At 51.3% G+C, this 18,507-nt stretch carries 16 protein-coding genes; 11 read left to right on the top strand and 5 right to left on the bottom strand.

The features are described from left to right. The 3 genes from znuA to BZG14_RS04120 all read left to right on the top strand — a co-directional run. Nucleotides 1-863: zinc ABC transporter substrate-binding protein ZnuA (gene znuA, locus BZG14_RS04130; RefSeq protein ID WP_338012775.1), on the top strand; the 863-nt coding region annotated here is incomplete at its 5' end. Continuing rightward, nucleotides 847-2,181, top strand: coding sequence for a murein DD-endopeptidase MepM (mepM, locus tag BZG14_RS04125; RefSeq protein WP_077485583.1), 1,335 nt, complete (start codon nucleotides 847-849; stop codon nucleotides 2,179-2,181). The genes znuA and mepM, both read left to right, overlap by 17 nt. Nucleotides 2,182-2,351: 170 nt before the next feature. Continuing rightward, a complete protein-coding gene (locus tag BZG14_RS04120; RefSeq protein ID WP_198532014.1) occupies nucleotides 2,352-5,012 on the top strand; it encodes an AraC family transcriptional regulator in 2,661 nt (886 codons plus the stop codon). Between the two features lie 303 nt (nucleotides 5,013-5,315). Here the strand turns inward: BZG14_RS04120 and BZG14_RS04115 are convergent, their stop codons facing one another. Further along, nucleotides 5,316-5,744, bottom strand: coding sequence for an HIT domain-containing protein (locus tag BZG14_RS04115; protein WP_077608042.1), 429 nt, complete (start codon nucleotides 5,742-5,744; stop codon nucleotides 5,316-5,318). 165 nt (nucleotides 5,745-5,909) lie between these two features. Between BZG14_RS04115 and BZG14_RS04110 the strand changes: the two genes are divergently transcribed. Then, on the top strand, nucleotides 5,910-6,515 hold the full coding sequence (locus BZG14_RS04110; RefSeq protein ID WP_077608041.1) for a DUF924 family protein: 606 nt from the start codon (nucleotides 5,910-5,912) through the stop codon (nucleotides 6,513-6,515). A 73-nt stretch (nucleotides 6,516-6,588) separates the two neighbouring features. On the opposite strand, the gene argS is transcribed toward BZG14_RS04110, so the two are convergent. Together argS and purU are read right to left on the bottom strand one after the other, a co-directional pair. Next, nucleotides 6,589-8,319, bottom strand: coding sequence for an arginine--tRNA ligase (argS, locus tag BZG14_RS04105; RefSeq protein ID WP_077459555.1), 1,731 nt, complete (start codon nucleotides 8,317-8,319; stop codon nucleotides 6,589-6,591). A 448-nt stretch (nucleotides 8,320-8,767) separates the two neighbouring features. Beyond that, on the bottom strand, nucleotides 8,768-9,601 hold the full coding sequence (gene purU / locus BZG14_RS04100) for a formyltetrahydrofolate deformylase (RefSeq protein WP_069361423.1): 834 nt from the start codon (nucleotides 9,599-9,601) through the stop codon (nucleotides 8,768-8,770). Nucleotides 9,602-9,760: 159 nt separating this feature from the next. Between purU and BZG14_RS04095 the strand changes: the two genes are divergently transcribed. The 7 genes from BZG14_RS04095 (at nucleotide 9,761) to rnd (ending at nucleotide 17,367) form a co-directional block, all read left to right on the top strand. Further along, complete coding sequence (locus BZG14_RS04095; RefSeq protein WP_077485589.1) at nucleotides 9,761-11,725, top strand: ATP-dependent DNA helicase; 1,965 nt, start codon at nucleotides 9,761-9,763, stop codon at nucleotides 11,723-11,725. Next, on the top strand, nucleotides 11,726-12,421 hold the full coding sequence (tsaB, locus tag BZG14_RS04090) for a tRNA (adenosine(37)-N6)-threonylcarbamoyltransferase complex dimerization subunit type 1 TsaB (RefSeq protein WP_077608040.1): 696 nt from the start codon (nucleotides 11,726-11,728) through the stop codon (nucleotides 12,419-12,421). A gap of 32 nt (nucleotides 12,422-12,453) precedes the next feature. Further along, nucleotides 12,454-12,756, top strand: coding sequence for a hypothetical protein (locus BZG14_RS04085; RefSeq protein ID WP_077608039.1), 303 nt, complete (start codon nucleotides 12,454-12,456; stop codon nucleotides 12,754-12,756). 22 nt (nucleotides 12,757-12,778) lie between these two features. Next, nucleotides 12,779-13,324 (top strand): Slp family lipoprotein, encoded by a 546-nt coding sequence (locus tag BZG14_RS04080; RefSeq protein WP_069361427.1) that lies wholly within the window; start codon nucleotides 12,779-12,781, stop codon nucleotides 13,322-13,324. A gap of 18 nt (nucleotides 13,325-13,342) precedes the next feature. Further along, on the top strand, nucleotides 13,343-14,317 hold the full coding sequence (locus BZG14_RS04075) for an alpha/beta fold hydrolase (protein ID WP_241824614.1): 975 nt from the start codon (nucleotides 13,343-13,345) through the stop codon (nucleotides 14,315-14,317). A 121-nt stretch (nucleotides 14,318-14,438) separates the two neighbouring features. After that, nucleotides 14,439-16,130 carry a long-chain-fatty-acid--CoA ligase FadD gene (gene fadD / locus BZG14_RS04070; RefSeq protein ID WP_069361428.1) on the top strand — a complete coding sequence of 564 codons (1,692 nt, stop codon included), beginning with the start codon at nucleotides 14,439-14,441 and terminating at the stop codon, nucleotides 16,128-16,130. A gap of 85 nt (nucleotides 16,131-16,215) precedes the next feature. Beyond that, complete coding sequence (gene rnd / locus BZG14_RS04065) at nucleotides 16,216-17,367, top strand: ribonuclease D (protein WP_077608048.1); 1,152 nt, start codon at nucleotides 16,216-16,218, stop codon at nucleotides 17,365-17,367. Between the two features lie 56 nt (nucleotides 17,368-17,423). Here rnd and minE read toward each other — a convergent pair whose 3' ends face one another. Next, nucleotides 17,424-17,693 (bottom strand): cell division topological specificity factor MinE, encoded by a 270-nt coding sequence (gene minE / locus BZG14_RS04060; RefSeq protein WP_046073536.1) that lies wholly within the window; start codon nucleotides 17,691-17,693, stop codon nucleotides 17,424-17,426. 1 nt (nucleotide 17,694) lies between these two features. After that, on the bottom strand, nucleotides 17,695-18,507 hold the full coding sequence (minD, locus tag BZG14_RS04055; protein WP_069361429.1) for a septum site-determining protein MinD: 813 nt from the start codon (nucleotides 18,505-18,507) through the stop codon (nucleotides 17,695-17,697).

The following is an 18,507-nucleotide window of genomic DNA, read 5'->3' as shown; positions in this document are numbered from 1 at the left end:
TACTACTGGCATTGCCTGCGCAAGCCATGTCGGTAATGACATCGATTAAGCCTTTACAGCTGATCGCGGCAGGGCTTGTGACACAAGACGATACCGTCGATGTGTTGTTGCCGCCGGGGGCCTCACCGCATAGCTATGCCCTAAAGCCATCGGACATACGCGGTTTAAACCAAGCGGATGTGATGATCTGGGCAGGACCCGAGCTAGAGCTTTTTCTGTCTAAATTGTTGGTGGATAAACCGTCGGTATTGACCTTGACGCAGGTCGAGAATATGCCTTTGCGCCATTTTGATGGCGGGCACCATCATCATCATGGTCACGATCATGGCGAGCACAATATTGACCCGCACCTTTGGTTGGGACCAAAAACGACCCGAGTCGCGGCGCAAGCCATTACAGACGCACTGATTGAGGCCGCGCCTGATAAAGCAGAGCAATATCAGGCCAACCTGACTCGCTTTAATGAACAGCTTGATCAAACCGTTGCCGATATTCAGCAAGATCTCTCCACCAAAGTTCAATCGGGTTATTTTGTCTTTCATGATGCCTACGGTTACTTCGAAGATGCATTTGGCTTGGAAAAAACAGGCCACTTTACGGTTGACCCAAGTCAAAAGCCGGGCGCGAAAACCTTAGTCACTATTCGCCGAGGTTTGCTTAATCACGATGCGACCTGTATCTTCACTGAGCCGCAGTTTAATCCCGCACTGATTGATGCTGTGACACGACACAATGACGTCAATGTACTTGCCTTAGATCCATTGGCGACATCCATTCCGGTAGCGTCTGATAGTTATCAGGTGTTTTTAAAAGATTTAGGAAATCGTTTCACACGTTGTTTAAAGCATGAAACTACTGACTAACTGGCTCGCTGTGACAGCCAGACTTCCTCGCCAGCACAAGCTGGCCCTTGCTTCATTATCTCTTTTAGTTGGCGCTGCCCTGATGTGGCAGCCCCATCCTTTTTCTTCCAAAGAACGGCAATCATTGCCGGCGGTCAATCAACGCCAAGAGCCGGCGACAGTGGATCACAGTGAACCGATTGAACAAGGGTTGGATGCTGATGATCCTGCTTTGAGTGTGCCTGAAGATGCGCTCGAGCAAGACATCACATCTGAGGCGCCCCGTGTTCATCACCACACCGTCGCGGCAGGGGATACACTCGGCGAGATCTTCTCACAGTATGGTCTGTCGATCGGTCAGCTTTACCAAATGCTGGATGTGAACGATAAAGCTGGCGATATTCGCCGTGGCCAAAAAATGGAGTGGCAAGTTGACGAGGAAGGTCAACTGCTGACGTTCACCGTTTATCAATCGATTAAATATCGTGACGACTACCAGTTCGGACAAGATACCGTTGACTATCAGCGTTTGGAAACCAAAGGCGAGTTTGAAAGTGTGACCTTGATTGGACGGGTGAACAGTAGCTTTTATCAGCAGGCGCGCCAATCGGGACTCACGCCTAATCAGATTCAAAATCTGGTCTCGGCGCTACAGTGGCGGTTTGACTTCGGACGTCAATCGCGTCGCGGCGACCAGTTTGCGGTACAAGTAAACAGAGAGTTTATTGACAATAAACCCGTGTCATCGGGTAAGGTCACGGCCATGCTCTACAAGTCGGGCGGTCGAGACATTTTTGTCTATCGTCATCATGATGGACGCTTTTATGATCAGCAAGGGCAGAGTCTGGATCGCGCGCTCCGTCGTTATCCCACCGCAAAGCGCTATCGTATTAGCTCATCGTTCAACCCACATCGTAAACACCCGATCACCGGGCGTATTTCACCGCATAATGGCACTGACTTCGCGACGCCAGTCGGTACCTCAGTATTGGCCGCCGGTGATGGTGTTGTCGTTAAAGCACGCAAACATCGGTTAGCGGGTAATTACGTGGTGATCAAACACGGGCGTGAGTATTCTACCCGATACTTACATTTAAACCGGATTTTAGTGAAGCCGGGCGATCATGTGTCGATGGGGCAGAGAATTGGTTTGAGTGGTAATACCGGTCGCTCAACGGGGCCCCATCTTCATTTCGAATTGCTCAAATATGGCCATCCAGTCAATGCGATGAAGGTGCCGCTGCCTGAAGCGCATCCGGTTCCTAATGACGAGCGTAGGGCGTTTCAGCGTCAAGCTAAACGTGCCCATCAGGCGTTGGCGCAGCGATTAAATGGGTAATGAGTGTCAATTATGTGAGGCCTAGCTCACATTTAGGGTTGCAGGGTTTTATTTAGAGGCAGGTCGCACGACACTACGTCACTGAATCCTGCAACCTGTCTCTCTTCTCGTACATGAAACGCCAATGTCTCTGTTTGTTATGGCTGGCTCTCATCTTTCCTTGCCTACCTTTGCAGGCGCATGATGCGTTGCTCTCATCGTTTCAGTCATACGGCGGTCTTAATGGCCTCGGTGATGTCCGTGATGTGGCGGTGCAGTCATCTGGCGGTATGTGGCTGTTGGATAGCCAAGGACGCATTTATTTTTTTGATGGCCATCAGCGTCATCCACTCAACGATGCCCTTACCTTGCCTGATGAAAAGATACTGACCATTGCGTATGCTCACCAGGCGCTTTGGATGGCAGGGAGAGAACATGTTTATCGTTTCCAGCCAAGTACCAATACGCTTACCGCTTTCCCATTGCCCGATGCCGTTGCACAGACGCGCACTGATTCTGCGCCTCACCCGCGCCAATCGCCACGACTGGCGACGATCAATAATACGCTATGGCACATTCAAAGCGGCCAGATAAGCGTCTATCAACGGGAAGATAAGGCATTTCACGTGTGGCGAACGGGTCCGTGGCGTGCCAATAATGTGTGGTTCACGGCGGGCCATCGACTGTTTGCGGTCGGGACAAGCTTATATCAACTCAGCGACGGGGGAATACGCCAACTGACACGTTTTTCTACGCCGATTACAGCGATCACGGCGAAACAAGACAGAGCATGGGTCAGTACCGAAAAGCGTGTTTATCTGCTCGCAGTGTCGGGCAATCAAGTACAAGCCCAGCACGTGCTGAATACACGTGGGAACTACCATAGAATGACGGTCGGCTCGGGCGGGTTGTGGGCCGCTAATCACAATGGGTTATTTCGACTTTCCCTCGATGGCGTCGCGACGCCGGCTTGGCAGCCAGGCGATCAGCGGATTGCTGGCCAAAGCATTACTTTTTTATGGGCAGATTTTGAGGGTGGGATCTGGTTTTCAACCGATCAGGCGACACGTTACCGTGCACCAGGGCAACGTTGGATCACTCATCAACACCGCGTCTTTCCCAGCGTGTTTACTCATGGTTTTATGGCGCAAAGTAACCCTTGGGCGCTAGAGGGGGACAGTTGGCGCGATTTAAGTGGGTATCGCACTCTACCGTCGCCCTCGGTCGTACCAAGCGACAAATACCTCAGTGCTACCCGAGACGCTCAGCGCCTTTGGTGGTCAACACCGTCAGGTACGCAAGGGATTAATACGCTAACAGGGGCAAGCATCGTCATCCCCGATCGGTTGGCAACCCTGCCTGCTGAGCATTTGTATACTGATGCCGAGGGTACAATCTGGTTATCGGTTGACGATCAGGTGATGCGCTACTGGCCGGACACAATGACGCTAATCAGTTATGGCACACGATGGCAGCCTCATCACGCGGGTAAGGTGTTAGGCTTTTATGATGATGGCCGCGGCAATGTTTGGATCCGTGATCAGCATGGGTTAACACGGTATCGAGAGGGGCAGTTTAAGTCGGTCCCCTTGGCAAAAGACCGGCTACCTGTGCAGGATATGTATACCGACGAACGAGGTCGTTTGTGGCTCACCAGTGCCCATGGCTTATACCAATACGATCCTAGCGCGCCAGACGCCGCGTCATTGGTTTACTTGTCATTACCCGGTGAGCGATTCCACTGTGTCACGGGTAACCGCGATGGCATATGGGCGTACAGCAACCAAGCATTGGTACACATTGCTCCGCGAGGGTTTGTGCGCACATTTCGTCTCCCCTCTGAGGCAGAAAAAGTAGCCTGTTACGCGACCCAAGCCCATCAGCTCACGCTGCTAGCAGGAGATTATACCTACCAGATAGATACTGACCAATTGGCTTTTTCTTTGCGTAAACCGCCAAACGTCGTGATTGGCGCTGTTTGGCAGCAACGTAAGCGTTGGCGTATTGGCCCTCGACAGCAAACGGCGGTGACATTACTCGAGCAAAGCCCCGCCTATCTCGCGTGGGGGAGTTGGCCACCAGAACGACAAGTGACACGCGTACATTATCAGCTCGTGCCTTATCAGCACGCTGGGCAGCCAATGGCTGATAAATTGGCTGCTTGGCAGCAAACCGGTAGTGATACGATTTCCTTGGCCAATATGGTGGGCGGGCACTATCAATTACGTATTGCTATCCCGCGTGATGGCGCCTCCCATACTGTGTTAGACATCTCTGTCTCTCTGCCTCTATTGCCTCACATTATCAATGGCATGGTACTGGCCTGCTTTGTGAGCCTGGTGCTTGCGGCTGTCATCTTAGCCTTGAGACAACGTCACTTGTCGGCTGTGCACATAGACACATCGAGCGTGCCCACATCTGGGTCGCGGGATGACATCTCAGCTGCCACATATCCTCTTGGATGTGAGTTGCCCTCATCACTGGCACTGGATTCAGACCAAGCCAATCAGCGATGGACCGCCGAGTTTGAGAATGTTATTGCGGCTAGGTACCAAGACCCTGACTTTTCAATGGCTCAGATAGCTGGCGCGTTAGCGATGTCAGAGCGTAATTTGCAACGTAAGTGTCGACAGTATTTTGGTGTGACAGTGACCGCCTATGTGACGCAGAAACGGCTGAGTGATGCCGCTACGCGCTTGCAGCATGGCCATGCCGTGGCGGATGTGGCTGAAGCGTGTGGCTATCGCGATCCGGCCTACTTTAGCCAACGATTTAAAAGCTACTTTGGTGTCAGTCCCTCGCATTATCGACGCGCGACGACTGATGTGACCGTGGCAGATATCGATGACTAGCGCCGGTGTGAAACCTCAGGTAACGAAGTACGTGTAAAAGAAAACGTGGCATAACTGGGGAGCCATGCCACGGGTGTCAACGACACCTTCGCTTGCTGCCGAGGGCGGGGAACCGCCCTGGTAAAAAAAGGGGCTGGTCAGATGTGTACTCCCTTAACCAGTGGCGTCAATATACCCTAATGTGAGCGGGTATTGTTATGACGAAACCGCCAATCTTATTTTGACAGATCTTCGGTTAACCTATTGATAAATAATTACGTATGCCGTTTTTATTTTGGTTTTGACGAAAATAACGAAGTGCACTTACGCCTTGATGACTAATCCACTGGCGGCGAGGGTCTCTCTCAGCTGGTCGATGAGGGGCTGGGCTTGTTCACGAGGACGATGCCCCACTTGTAGGTGGCCCCAAATCGGATTTGGCCATACCGGATCCGTTTTAAACCGAGCAACATGGTGGAGATGGAGCTGGGGAACCAGGTTGCCAATCGCGGCGATATTGAGCTTGTCAGGTTGAAATAAACGCTCAAGACAGCGCGCGACTATTGCCGACTCTTGCCACAGCGATTGCTGCTCAGTATCGTCAAGGTGGTGAATTTCTTCGATGTCCGGCTTACGTGGGATCAGCAAAAGCCATGGACCAATATCGGCATGCGCAAGGCGTAACTGACAAAGTGGGAAATCACCGACATACGCGCTATCGGCGGCTAATCGTGAGTGGAGAACAAAGGACATATAAACTCCTGATTGCAATGCGAGTGCTTAGCTTACATCACAACTTGCTTTTGGGTCACAAACTCCTCACCGAATAGGCGGATTCGCCTCATAAGAAACAAAAAGCAAGTACGCTTAACACAATGTTGAAAGCTAAATGTGTCGACGAATGCGAGAGGAGGTGGCATGCACTATCAAGACGTCCTAGCTTTTTGGTTTGGCGACGAGCGTAGTGAGTCGGTTCCTTCGTCCGCCGCGCAGGCACGATGGTTTGGCGGTCGCCAAGACGTTGATGATGCGATTCGCGAGCGATTCCAATCTTGGGTCAGTGCCGCTGGCGCGGGCACATTAAATGACTGGGCCCAGATCCCAGAGGGGCGTTTGGCATTGATTATTCTGCTCGATCAATTCCCGCGAAACTTATATCGCGGGTTGGCAGCCGCCTATCGATATGATGCCTTGGCGTTGGCGCTATGTAAGGCAGGGCTGGCGAAAGGCGACGACCAAGCCTTAACGCCGCTTCAGCGGGTGTTCTTCTATCTCCCCTTAGAGCATGCTGAAGAAGAAACAGACCAAGAAGAAGCATTGTTTCGGTTTGATCAACTGCGTCAGCAAGTGAGTGGGGAGGCAACGGCTTGGTTCCAACAATGCTTTGATTATGCACGCCAACATTACGACATCATCGCCACCTTTGGTCGATTTCCTCATCGCAATGCGGTGATGGGACGGTTATCGACCCCCGAGGAACGGTTATGGCTTAGCGAAACGGATCAGCATTTTGGTCAGGGATAAAAAAGCGCCCACTTGCAACAAGTGGGCGCAGCGCTTCTGTGCTTATCCGAACAACACAGATAAGCGAACCTGGTTACATGCGCTCTAGCGTGTCGATCCCCAACAGATCTAAGCCTTGCTTGATGGTCTTGGCCGTCAATGCCGCCATTCTGAGGCGGCTTTGGCGAGTGTCCCCTTCAGAAAGCAAGATAGGGCACGCTTCGTAGAAGCTGGAGAATAAACCAGCCAGCTCAAACAGATAGCTACACATCAGGTGAGGTTGACCCTCGCGCGCCACCGATTTAACCGCTTCTTCAAACTGAAGCAGTTTGGCGACCAGCGCTTTTTCTTTCTCATGCTCAATCAGCATTTCACCGTCGAGCGCATCACGGTCAACCCCAGACTTGGCAAAGACTGACGCCACACGGGTATAGGCATACTGCATATAAGGGGCGGTGTTGCCCTCGAAGGCCAGCATGTGATCCCAGTCGAAGATATAGTCTGTGGTACGATGCTTTGACAGATCGGCATATTTGACGGCTGCCATCGCCACCGTGGTTGAGATATCGCGCTGCGTCTCAGCATCCATCTCAGGATTTTTCTCAGCGATCAGCGCTTTAGCACGTGTTTCTGCTTCATCGAGTAAGTCAGCAAGACGAACGGTGCCACCTGAGCGTGTCTTAAAGGGTTTACCGTCTTTGCCGAGCATCATGCCAAAAGCGTGGTGCTCAAGGCTGACCGAGTCCGGCACATAGCCAGCTTTGCGTACAATGGTCCACGCTTGCATCAGGTGCTGGTGCTGGCGTGAGTCAATAAAGTAGAGCACACGGTCGGCATTGAACTGCTCGTAGCGATATTTAGCGCAAGCAATATCCGTGGTGGTATACAAATAGCCACCATCACGTTTTTGGATGATCACACCCATTGGTTCGCCGTCTTTGTTTTTGTATTCGTCGAGAAAGACAACTTGCGCGCCATCGTCTTCTACGGCAATCCCTTTGGCTTTTAAGTCTTCAACAATACCGGGCAGCATATCGTTATACAGACTTTCACCCATCACGTCTTTATTGCTCAATGAGACATTCAGGCGATCATAGTTACGTTGGTTTTGCTCCAACGTCACTTTCACCAGTTTTTCCCACTTTTCTTTGCAATAGGCATCGCCGCGCTGCAGGCGAACCACGTAGTCGCGCGCTGTTGCAGCAAAGGCGTCATCTTCATCGTAACGGGCTTTGGATTCACGGTAGAAATTTTCGATATCGCCAAGTTCCATGGAAATATCGTCACCGCGTGACTCGTGTAATTCTAAGTTGGCAATGAGCATGCCGAACTGGGTTCCCCAGTCACCTAGGTGGTTGGCGCGGGTGACGTTGTGACCCAAAAACTCCAGTGTGCGTACGACAGCATCACCAATAATGGTGGAGCGAAGGTGGCCAACGTGCATTTCTTTTGCCACGTTGGGGGCTGAATAGTCCACCACAATGTTTTGTGTGTCTTGTTTGTCGACACCGAGGCGTGCGTCCGACAGGGCGGCATCCGCTTGCTTTGCCAGCCACTGATCATTCAAAAAGATATTGATAAAGCCAGGACCAGCGATTTCTGTTTTACTCGCCACATCACCTAAATCGAGGGCGTCCAACACTTTCTGGGCAAATTCACGGGGATTTGTACCGAGCTTTTTGGCTGCGCCCATCACACCATTGGCTTGATAGTCACCAAATTGTGGCTTCGCAGACTGACGCACTGCCGCTGGCGTGCCCTCAGGCGCACCCGCCGCAACCATCGCGGCAGACACTTTTTCGTTAAGAAGACTTTGAATATTCACTTGCTTACCTTTACTACTAGCCGGGCTGATTATGAATGACCCGTTTTGTGGGCTTCCAGCTTATTAATACAAGAATCCGCCAACACTGCACTGCCACGTAACCAAGCGTGCAAACACAGTGTTGGCGGGATGCTGTATTGTTGCGAACCATGACGTCAATCGACGCGGATTATCCCTAATGATACCCATAAAACAGCAGGCATTGGCAATAGTTATTCAACACCATCCTTGATATCTTTCGCGACTGGAAGACAACGAGCACCTTAAAACCTTGAGAGGTCACTGTGCATGATGCCAGCAATTGGACATCCCTGATGCGAGATCAAGCAGCTTTTACAGATAAAATCAATCAGTTGCTAGAAGTGCTGGCCTTTCCTCCTTATTCACTCGCGCCAATCATTGCCAGCGAAGCCAGTGCTTAAGCACTGGCTCAACCAATGTTGTCGTTTTACAAGATCACGGTTTTATTGCCATGGACAAACACACGGTCCTCGGTGACAGACTCGATAGCCTGACTTAGTACGCTCTTTTCTACATCTCGACCTGCTTTGGCCATATCTTGTGCGCTAAAGCTGTGATCAACATGAATCACGTCTTGGCCAATAATCGGGCCCTCGTCCAAGTCATTGGTGACAAAATGCGCCGTCGCGCCAATGATTTTGACCCCACGCTCGAACGCTTGGTGGTAGGGACGGGCCCCGATAAAGGCAGGTAAAAAGCTGTGATGAATATTGATGATGCGATGCGGATATTGAGCGACAAAGTCAGGCGTCAGAACTCGCATGTATTTCGCGAGAATAATGTAGTCAGGCTGATGGGATTGAATCGCTTTGAGCATCGCTTGCTCGTGCTCTTCACGGCTCAGACCTTCATGGCTGACATAGTGAAAAGGAATATCAAAACGCTCAGTCAGATGTTGTAGTTTGTCGTAATTACCCACCACTGCGGCAATATCAATCTCGAGCGAGCCATCATAAGCTTTCATTAAAATGTCGCCGAGGCAGTGGGATTCTTTGGTGACCATGATGACGACGCGTTTGCGGCGCGAGCTAATCAGCTGGCGCTGGCTGCCAGGCGGTAGCGCATGGTCAAGGTCGAGAAGCAGGGTGTGATCGTTAAAAATCCCCTCTAGCTCAGTGCGCATATAAAACTGCCCAGTGACATTATCAACATACTCTCGGTTGTGAATAATGTTGAGCTGATGTTTATAGCAAATGTTGGTGATGGTCGCGATGAGCCCTTGAGCGTCAGGACAGTCCGTGAGAAGTGTTTTTCGTTCCATGTTGGTCGTGTACTGCTGATGACTAAACCCTCGGTTGTACCCTGTCTCAGCCGCAAGGTCAAAGTGATTTTACGATGCGTCACGGGTTTCTCAGGGGAGTGGTTTCATCCCGTAGAGGGGTTTGGCATAATGGCGGCTTTCCCCCTGTGTATTTATACAATGATCCGTAAGGTTTTCTCAGACACCGGTGCGCTGGCTAAAGCGATTGATGGTTTTGTGCCTCGCCAGCCGCAAACAGATATGGCGATTGCTGTTGATACGGCCATTCGTGACCAAGGCCAGCTCGTGGTGGAAGCGGGCACAGGAACCGGGAAAACCTATGCCTATCTCGCCCCTGTTTTATTAAGTGGTAAAAAGGCCATCATCAGCACTGGCTCGAAAAATCTGCAAGAGCAGCTTTACCACCGTGATTTACCGCTGATGAAGTCAGCCTTGGGCTACACAGGGACGACCGCCTTATTGAAAGGTCGCGTTAATTACCTGTGTCCAGAGCGACTCGAGCGACAAATTAGTGAGTGCCATCGTCCCGACAGCGAGCCTGGGCAATTGAGTCAGCTGGTTAAAATTCGTGAGTGGTCGTCGTATACCGAGTCGGGGGATCTGAGCGAGTGTGACGCACTGGCTGAAGATAGCCCCCTGATCCCTGTAGTGACGTCTACCAATGACAATTGCCTTGGTAAAGACTGTCCAAGCTATGAAGACTGTTATGTGGTTAAAGCGCGGCGTCGTGCGATGGATGCCGACGTGGTGGTGGTTAACCATCACCTCTTTTTGGCTGATGTGGCCATCAAAGAAACGGGGTTTGGCGAGTTGATCCCAGAAGCAGACGTGATGGTGTTTGATGAAGCGCACCAGCTGCCCGATATCGCCAGTCAGTATTTTGGTCAATCGCTATCTAGTCGACAATTGCAAGATGTTGCCAAAGACATTCATATCGCCTATCGCACTGAGCTACGGGATACGCGTCAACTGGAAAAAGTCGCTGATCGCCTTTCGCAAGCGGCGATGGATATGCGCTTGGTGATGGGCGAGCCCGGATATCGAGGTAATTGGCGTGAACTTCAGGCTTCGCCCAGCGTAGAGAAAGAGTTGGTACGATTGGCTGACGCGCTCGATCTTGCCCATGACGTGGTAAAACTATCACTCGGCCGAAGTCAATTGCTTGACGCTGCGTTTGATCGGATTACCTTATTTAAAGCGCGGCTTGCACGCTTAAAAGACACCTCAATCACCGGGTACTCCTACTGGTACGAATGTACGCGGCATCACTTTAGCCTCAATATTACCCCCTTATCGGTGGCGGATCGTTTTCGTGAGCAAATGGCCGAACAGGGGGGCGCTTGGATTTTTACCTCCGCGACCTTGGCCGTTGAAGGCGACTTCGCGCACTTTAACCACCGCCTAGGGATTGACGCTAAGCAGCAAATGACGCTGGAAAGCCCCTTTGATTATCCCAATCAGGCGAGGCTTTGCGTGCCCCGACACGTGCCGGAAACCAATAGTTTTCGTCGAGCCAACAAACTGGCCGCATTATTGGGACCGGTGATTGAACGTAACCAAGGGCGTTGCTTTTTCCTATGCACGTCGCATCAAATGGTACGAGAGCTATCAGCCCTGTTTCGTGAGCATCTGTCATTGCCCGTCCTCATGCAAGGAGAGATGCCCAAGCAGCGCCTATTGGCAGAATATTTGTCGTTGGGCAATGCCTTGCTGGTGGCGACGGGCGCCTTTTGGGAGGGCATTGATGTGCGTGGGCAAGCGCTTAGTTGTGTGATCATCGATAAACTCCCATTTGCCTCCCCCGATGATCCTTTATTAAAAGCACGAATAGAAGATTGTAAATTGCAAGGGGGCGATCCCTTTGCTCAGGTACAGATCCCCGAAGCGGTGATCACCCTAAAACAAGGGGTGGGGCGTCTTATTCGGGATCAACAAGATTTTGGTGCACTGGTTATTTGTGACAACCGATTGGTGACCCGCGCATACGGCGCAACCTTTTTGCGCAGTTTGCCGGCGATCCCTCGCACGCGGGACTTACACCACATCGACGATTTTTTGTCGGGCAGTGACACCAACAGCAACATAATGAACTCGTATTCATTCGATCAACCGATAGAGGGTTAAATGACGCTACGAATATTGGCCGTAGATACGGCGACCGAAAACTGCTCTGTCGCACTGTGCTGTGATGACCAGATTATCACGCGCAGCGAAATTGCACCGCGTGAGCATACCAACAAGATCCTCCCCATGGTTGATGAAGTATTGGCAGAAGCGGGGGTTGAACTGGCGCAGTTAGATGCGCTGGCGTTTGGCCGCGGGCCAGGAAGCTTCACCGGTGTGCGTATTGGCATTGGTATTGCACAAGGTTTAGCGTTTGGGGCGGATGTACCCATGATTGGTGTCTCAACATTGGCAGCGATGGCAGCACAAAGCTATCGGCTACACAACGCGACCCAAGTACTGACGGCGATTGATGCGCGTATGAGTGAACTCTATGTCGGCCAATATCGGCGGACTGACACTGGCGCATGGCAGTGTGTCGGTGAAGAGAGGGTCGTCGCCCCGGAAGCACTCACCCCTGACTGTACTGAGGGAGTGTGGACATTGGCAGGAACCGGGTGGGCAGCCTATCCTGACCTAGCCGCTCGCTTGGCATTGCAGACGGCGTCGGCAGAGGTGTTATACCCCCAAGCACAAGATATGCTGGAGATTGCTAAGCATGCGTATCATGCGGGAGACATGGTCGCAGCGGAACTTGCTAGCCCCACATATCTGCGGGACAAAGTCACTTGGAAAAAGTTACCCGGGCGCGAATAACCCCCATGAGGCCGGCAGCATAGGACGTGAATATGGTATCGATTAACGGTGTATCCTCCCCACAGACAAACCGGCCTAACCACCCCCAGCGCACAGGCAAAAAGCCGCAAACCACGCGCAAGCAAACGCCCAAGACGACACAGGTGGCTAAGGCGGTGCGCCAACGTGTCGATCCCGCCGCGATTGCGCAAGCCGAACAGGCGAAGCAAGAGTACGTCCAATATGATTTGCCGGACGGTCGCGGCCGTCAAGCGATGGCTTCCTACTTCGCGGTGTTAAATCAAGCCAAGCGAGAGGAACTGATCAACTTAGTGGGCGTCGATATCTATGTATGATGTGGCGTGAAAGGAGCCTAATATGAAATCTTACCTGTTTGCCTTATGCGGCGTGTTATTACTGAGTGGCTGTACCAGTTTGCCTGAGTCATTAAAAGGCCGGATGGACCAGCCCGTGACCGAATACCCGGTGGTCGCGAAAATGACCCAAGCAAATCAAGGAGAAGAGGTACGCCTTGGGGGCTTGATTGTCGGGGTGAATAATCGTGAGCAGGACTCCGTGGTTGAAATCGTGGCCTTGCCCACGTCGACAGCGGGTCGGCCTGATATCGATGCCTCTTCACTGGGGCGCTTCAAAGCGATTTTTACTGGCTTTATTGAACCGGCTGATTATGCCAAAGGCCGGCCAATAACGGTGTTGGGCGACTTTCAGGGCCGTCAGGCGGGAAAAGTGGGGGATTACTCCTATGATTACCCCGTGCTTAGGGTAAAAGGACATCAGCTCTGGGATATTGAACAGCATGTGGTTGATGATGACAGACCTTATTGCTACGGCTTGTACTGCTCCCGAGTGCGCATTGGCGTTGGCACGGGACGGGTGCAAAGCGTGATTAGTTTACCTTATTAGCCCTCAAATGGGATCGTGATGATGACACCGCCATTGACGGAGACATTCGAGGCATTATTGGCGTCTGATCCGGCAGCACTCGGGTTATCGTCTGGCTTAACGCCGACCTCGATGCGACTTAATGATGTGACAGTGGCAGCGGCAATACGCCCGGCGACCGGCTTAGCGCCAACATTGGTTTTTTTACATGGTTGGCAAGACAACCTGGCGAGTTTTCATTCGCTGATCCCCATGCTGCCCCAAGACTACGGGTTACTGATGTTTGATTGGCCTGGGCATGGTTTGTCTGAGCATAAAGCCGGAGATTATCATTATCCGTTTTTCGATTATCTCGACAGTTTGCATCAAATCCTTCACCAGACACCTTGTTCGCAATCGGAGAATTCGCAATCGGAGAAAACAGGGCCCGTCATATTGGTGGGGCATTCATTGGGAGGCCTAGTGGCCAGCTGTTATGCAGTTAGCTTTCCAGCATCGATCGCGGGGGTTATCTCGATAGAAGCATTGGGGCCTATTGTTGAGCCTGAACATAAAATCACCGAACGCATGGCGAAAAGTCTTAATCAGCGCTTAAATTCAGTGCAAAAAACACCACGTCTCTTTGATTCTGCGATGAAGGCGCTACAATTGCGCGCATCCATTAATAAAGTCGCCGGTCAGTTATTGATGCCACTGGTTGCTCGCGGGATTGAGACATGCAGCCATGGTGTGCGTTGGCGTCATGATCCCAAACTTGGTGGTGAGCCTCTGTATCGCATGGCGCCCGGCCATGGAGAGTCGATTATTCGAGCGATTGAATGCCCTGTGCTGGCGATTCGCGCGACAGATGGGTATCCTGCGCTTCGCTCTGCCGATGCCGCGCAACGAGCCACGTGGTTTAAGCAATTGACACTCATTGAGATCCCCGGGACACACCATTGTCACCTTCAGCAACCGCAACAAACTGTGTCGTTAATAACGGATTTTGTGACCAAAATTCAAACGCGCACTTAAAATGCTCGTGTAAAAATAATGTTAACGCTATGGTGGGTAGGTTAAACACCTGTTTGAATTATGCCTCGCGTCGATCGAAGCAGGCAAAATAGCCTGCAAGTTAACACATAGGAGAAAGCCAGTGGAAAAGGTATGGCTTAATCGTTACCCGTCGGACGTGCCGGCGGAAATAGATCCAGATGCCCATCGCTCTCTGGTCGAGATGTTTGAACATTCTGTCCAGCAGTACGCGGATCAAACTGCCTTCATGAATATGGGGCAGGTCATGACATTTCGTAAACTGGAAGAGCGCAGCCGTGCGTTTGCTGCCTATCTACAAAACGAGCTGAAACTGAAAAAAGGCGATCGCGTTGCCATTATGATGCCGAACTTGCTGCAATATCCGATTGCCTTGTTTGGTATTTTACGAGCCGGTTGTGTGGCCGTGAACGTGAACCCGTTATACACCCCTCGTGAGCTTGAGCACCAATTAACGGATGCCGGAGCAAAAGCGATTGTGATTGTGAGTAACTTTGCTCACACGCTAGAGAAAGTGGTCGACAATACGCCGGTTAAACACGTGGTACTGACCAGTTTGGGCGAACAGTTGCCACGTGCCAAAGGGACCCTGGTTAACTTCGTGGTCAAATACGTCAAAAAAATGGTGCCTAAGTATCATTTGCCGCATGCCACCTCCATGCGCCAAGCGCTGCGCCGAGGCCGACGTATGCAATATGTGAAGCCTTTTTTGAAAGGCGAAGACATTGCGTTTTTACAATATACCGGTGGCACCACGGGGTTGGCGAAAGGCGCCGTGCTCACGCATAGAAATATGTTAGCTAACGTTTATCAAGCTAAAGGGACGTATCAGCCGGTACTTAATGCAGGTGAGGAGTTGGTGGTCACCGCATTGCCGCTTTATCACGTCTTCGCGCTCACGGTGAATTGCCTATTGTTTATTGAAATGGGTGGGCAAAATCTACTGATCACCAATCCACGCGATATTCCAGGTTTTGTCAAAGAGCTACAAAAGTACCCGTTTACAGCCATCACAGGTGTGAACACGCTGTTTAATGCGCTGCTCCATAACGAAGACTTCCATGAGTTGGACTTTTCTAACTTGCGCTTGACCGTCGGTGGCGGCATGGCCGTGCAAAGGGCGGTCGCGGAAAATTGGAAAAAGCTGACTGGCAAGCATCTGCTTGAAGGATACGGGTTAACGGAATGTTCGCCACTGGTAGCGGCCTATCCTTATGATTTACGTGACTACAACGGCTCCATTGGATTGCCCGTGCCATCGACCGAGGTGCGCATCGTCGATGATCAGGGTGACGATGTGGCGGACAACCAGCCGGGTGAGTTGTTAGTGCGTGGCCCGCAAGTGATGCAAGGGTATTGGAATCGTCCAGAGGCGACACGAGAAAGTATCGACGAACAAGGTTGGTTAGCCACTGGTGATGTGGTGCAGTTCGATGATGATGGTTTCTTGCATATTGTCGATCGCAAAAAGGACATGATCCTTGTCTCTGGTTTTAATGTGTATCCCAATGAAGTGGAAGATGTCGTTGCGCTGCATGACAAGGTGCTAGAAGTTGCCGCCATTGGCCAGCCAGATGAGAATTCTGGGGAAGTGGTTAAAATTTGTGTGGTCAAAAAAGATCCGTCGCTTACGCGAGATGATCTTGTGGCGCACTGTCGCAAACACCTCACTGGATACAAGGTGCCACGGGTGGTGGAATTTAGAGATGAACTGCCTAAAACCAATGTGGGTAAAATTCTGCGTCGAGAGCTACGCGATGAACCACAAGCCACCGAGCAAAAAGCGTCAGCTTAATGCGAACCGATCCAGAAAAGGGTAAACTGTCGATAACGAATCACGAAATGCCGGCCTCGCCGGCATTTTCTTTATGGGCTTTTTTGTGAACTATCAACAAATCACCACCGATCAACAGCTGGTCGATATCTGCGCACACTTCCGTGACCAAGCCGTTGTGATGCTTGATACCGAGTTTGTCCGTACGCGTACCTTTTATGCACAACTGGGGCTGGTTCAGATTTATGACGGCGAGCAACTGGTGTTGGTTGACCCGCTAGCCATTGATGATCTTTCCCCGTTATGGGCGCTGTTGACTGACACCCAGGTCACCAAGGTGTTACATGCGAGTAGCGAAGACTTAGAGGTTTTTCAGCACTACGCGGGCGTATTGCCAACTCCCATGATAGACACCCAAATCGTCGCCGCTTTTTTAGGTCATGGCGTCTCCGAGGGCTTCGCAAGCTTAGTGGAGCGTTATGTCGGCGTGAGCTTAGATAAAGGAGAATCGCGCACTGATTGGTGTGCGCGTCCCTTAACCGAAAAGCAACAACAGTATGCGGCCGCTGATGTCTATTACTTGCTGCCGCTTTATCAAGCGCTGACGCAAGCCCTATCCGATACGCAGTGGCATGACGCCATGGTAGAAGAGTGTGGTCTGTTGTGCCGTAAAAAGCAGTGGGTAAAGCCGGATGAAGCGGCTTATCTCGATGTTAAGTATGCGTGGCAGCTTAAGCCTCAACAGTTAGCGGTATTGCAAACCCTTGCCAAGTGGCGAGCAAAGGAAGCGCGTCGCCGGAATATGGCTCTTAACTTTATCGTTAAAGAGCAAAACCTCTGGAAAATGGCGCGTTATGGTATTCGTACCGTTGAGCAAATGAACGAGCATGGGTTCGACAAATTTGAAGTACGCTATCATGCGCAAACCTTGATAAAGTTGGCCACCCAAGCGGATAAAATCCCGTTAGCCAAATGCCCGCCGGCCATCACACGTTTAGTTGATGAACCCGGGTATAAGTCGGTGATTAAAGCGATGAAGGAGCAGGTGCAAGCCGAGGCCGATAGATCAGGCTTAGCGCCAGAGTTTATTGGCTCCAAAAAGCAGCTTAATCAATTGATTACTTGGGTATGGCGAGAGGAGTGTCAAGAAGATAAACGCCCTGACTTAGCCTCGGGGTGGCGCTTGCGATTAGTGGGAGAAACATTGCTGACGATGATCCCTAACGCCCCAGGGGCATCGTCATCATCTCGCGCATAAACAAAAGCGGTGGCCTTGAACCACCGCTTTCTGTATTCGCCCGTTGTGATTGAGAGCTAGCTCTCTTTTCCCTCTTCGGGCAAGGTGACGTTCAGCTCCAAGACGGACAGATCATCATCGCCTTGTTCGAGGCTGACAGACACCTGGTCCGGTGCGATATCCACGTATTTTCGGATCACATCTAGAATATCTTGCTTGAGCTGGGGCAAATAAGTCGGCGCAGGGCTATCCGCACTGCGACGCTCGGCAACAATGATTTGTAAACGCTCTTTGGCAATATTGGCCGACTTTTTCTTTGATGGGCGGAAGAATTCAAGCAGTGCCACATTAGCCTCCGAATAAGCGTTTTAGGAAACCTTTGCGCTCTTCCTCAATAAAGCGGAAGGGGCGCTCTTCACCCAGCAGGCGCGCAATAGCATCTTCATAGGCTTGGCCGGCATCAGACTCTTGATCCAGTACCACTGGCTCACCTTTGTTAGAAGCGTGCAATACAGACTGACTTTCAGGGATGACCCCTAACAGTGGAATACGCAGGATATCTTCTACATCCTCAACACTGAGCATTTCACCGTTGGTCACACGCGCGGGGTTATAGCGAGTGAGTAATAAGTGATGTTTTACCGGATCCTCGCCGTTTTCTGCGCGGCGTGACTTAGAATCGAGAATACCAAGAATACGATCAGAGTCGCGCACGGATGACACTTCTGGATTTGTGGTCACAATCGCTTCGTCAGCAAAATACAGCGCCATTAATGCGCCGGCTTCAATGCCTGCGGGTGAATCACAAATAATGTATTCAAAGCCAAGTTCATCCATGTCTTTTAAAACGCGCTCGACACCTTCTTTCGTTAACGCATCTTTGTCGCGCGTCTGAGAGGCTGGCAGAATAAACAAATTTTCTACGCGTTTGTCTTTAATGAGTGCTTGATGCAGATTGGCTTCGCCGTTAATGACGTTAACAAAATCGTAGACCACGCGGCGCTCACAGCCCATCACCAAATCGAGGTTACGTAGGCCAATATCAAAATCAACCACGGCCGTTTTTTTGCCTGTCATGGCCAACCCGGTCGCCAATGCCGCACTCGATGTTGTTTTACCAACACCGCCTTTACCGGAGGTAATTACAATGATTCGTGCCAT

It is taken from the genome of Salinivibrio sp. IB282 (assembly GCF_001995685.1).
GTDB lineage: Bacteria > Pseudomonadota > Gammaproteobacteria > Enterobacterales > Vibrionaceae > Salinivibrio > Salinivibrio kushneri.
Note: the sequence above shows the minus strand (reverse complement) of the source record. Positions and strands in the feature narration are given on the sequence as shown.

Bases quoted from the DNA above. Each gene is read 5' to 3' on its own strand.
- BZG14_RS04115 (WP_077608042.1), bottom strand. From the start codon at position 5,744: ATGTCCTTTGTTCTCCACTCACGATTAGCCGCCGATAGCGCGTATGTC.
- BZG14_RS04110 (WP_077608041.1), top strand. From the start codon at position 5,910: ATGCACTATCAAGACGTCCTAGCTTTTTGGTTTGGCGACGAGCGTAGT.
- mepM (WP_077485583.1), top strand. From the start codon at position 847: ATGAAACTACTGACTAACTGGCTCGCTGTGACAGCCAGACTTCCTCGC.
- BZG14_RS04095 (WP_077485589.1), top strand. From the start codon at position 9,761: ATGATCCGTAAGGTTTTCTCAGACACCGGTGCGCTGGCTAAAGCGATT.
- BZG14_RS04080 (WP_069361427.1), top strand. From the start codon at position 12,779: ATGAAATCTTACCTGTTTGCCTTATGCGGCGTGTTATTACTGAGTGGC.
- BZG14_RS04075 (WP_241824614.1), top strand. From the start codon at position 13,343: ATGATGACACCGCCATTGACGGAGACATTCGAGGCATTATTGGCGTCT.
- minD (WP_069361429.1), bottom strand. From the start codon at position 18,507: ATGGCACGAATCATTGTAATTACCTCCGGTAAAGGCGGTGTTGGTAAA.
- purU (WP_069361423.1), bottom strand. From the start codon at position 9,601: ATGGAACGAAAAACACTTCTCACGGACTGTCCTGACGCTCAAGGGCTC.
- tsaB (WP_077608040.1), top strand. From the start codon at position 11,726: ATGACGCTACGAATATTGGCCGTAGATACGGCGACCGAAAACTGCTCT.
- BZG14_RS04085 (WP_077608039.1), top strand. From the start codon at position 12,454: ATGGTATCGATTAACGGTGTATCCTCCCCACAGACAAACCGGCCTAAC.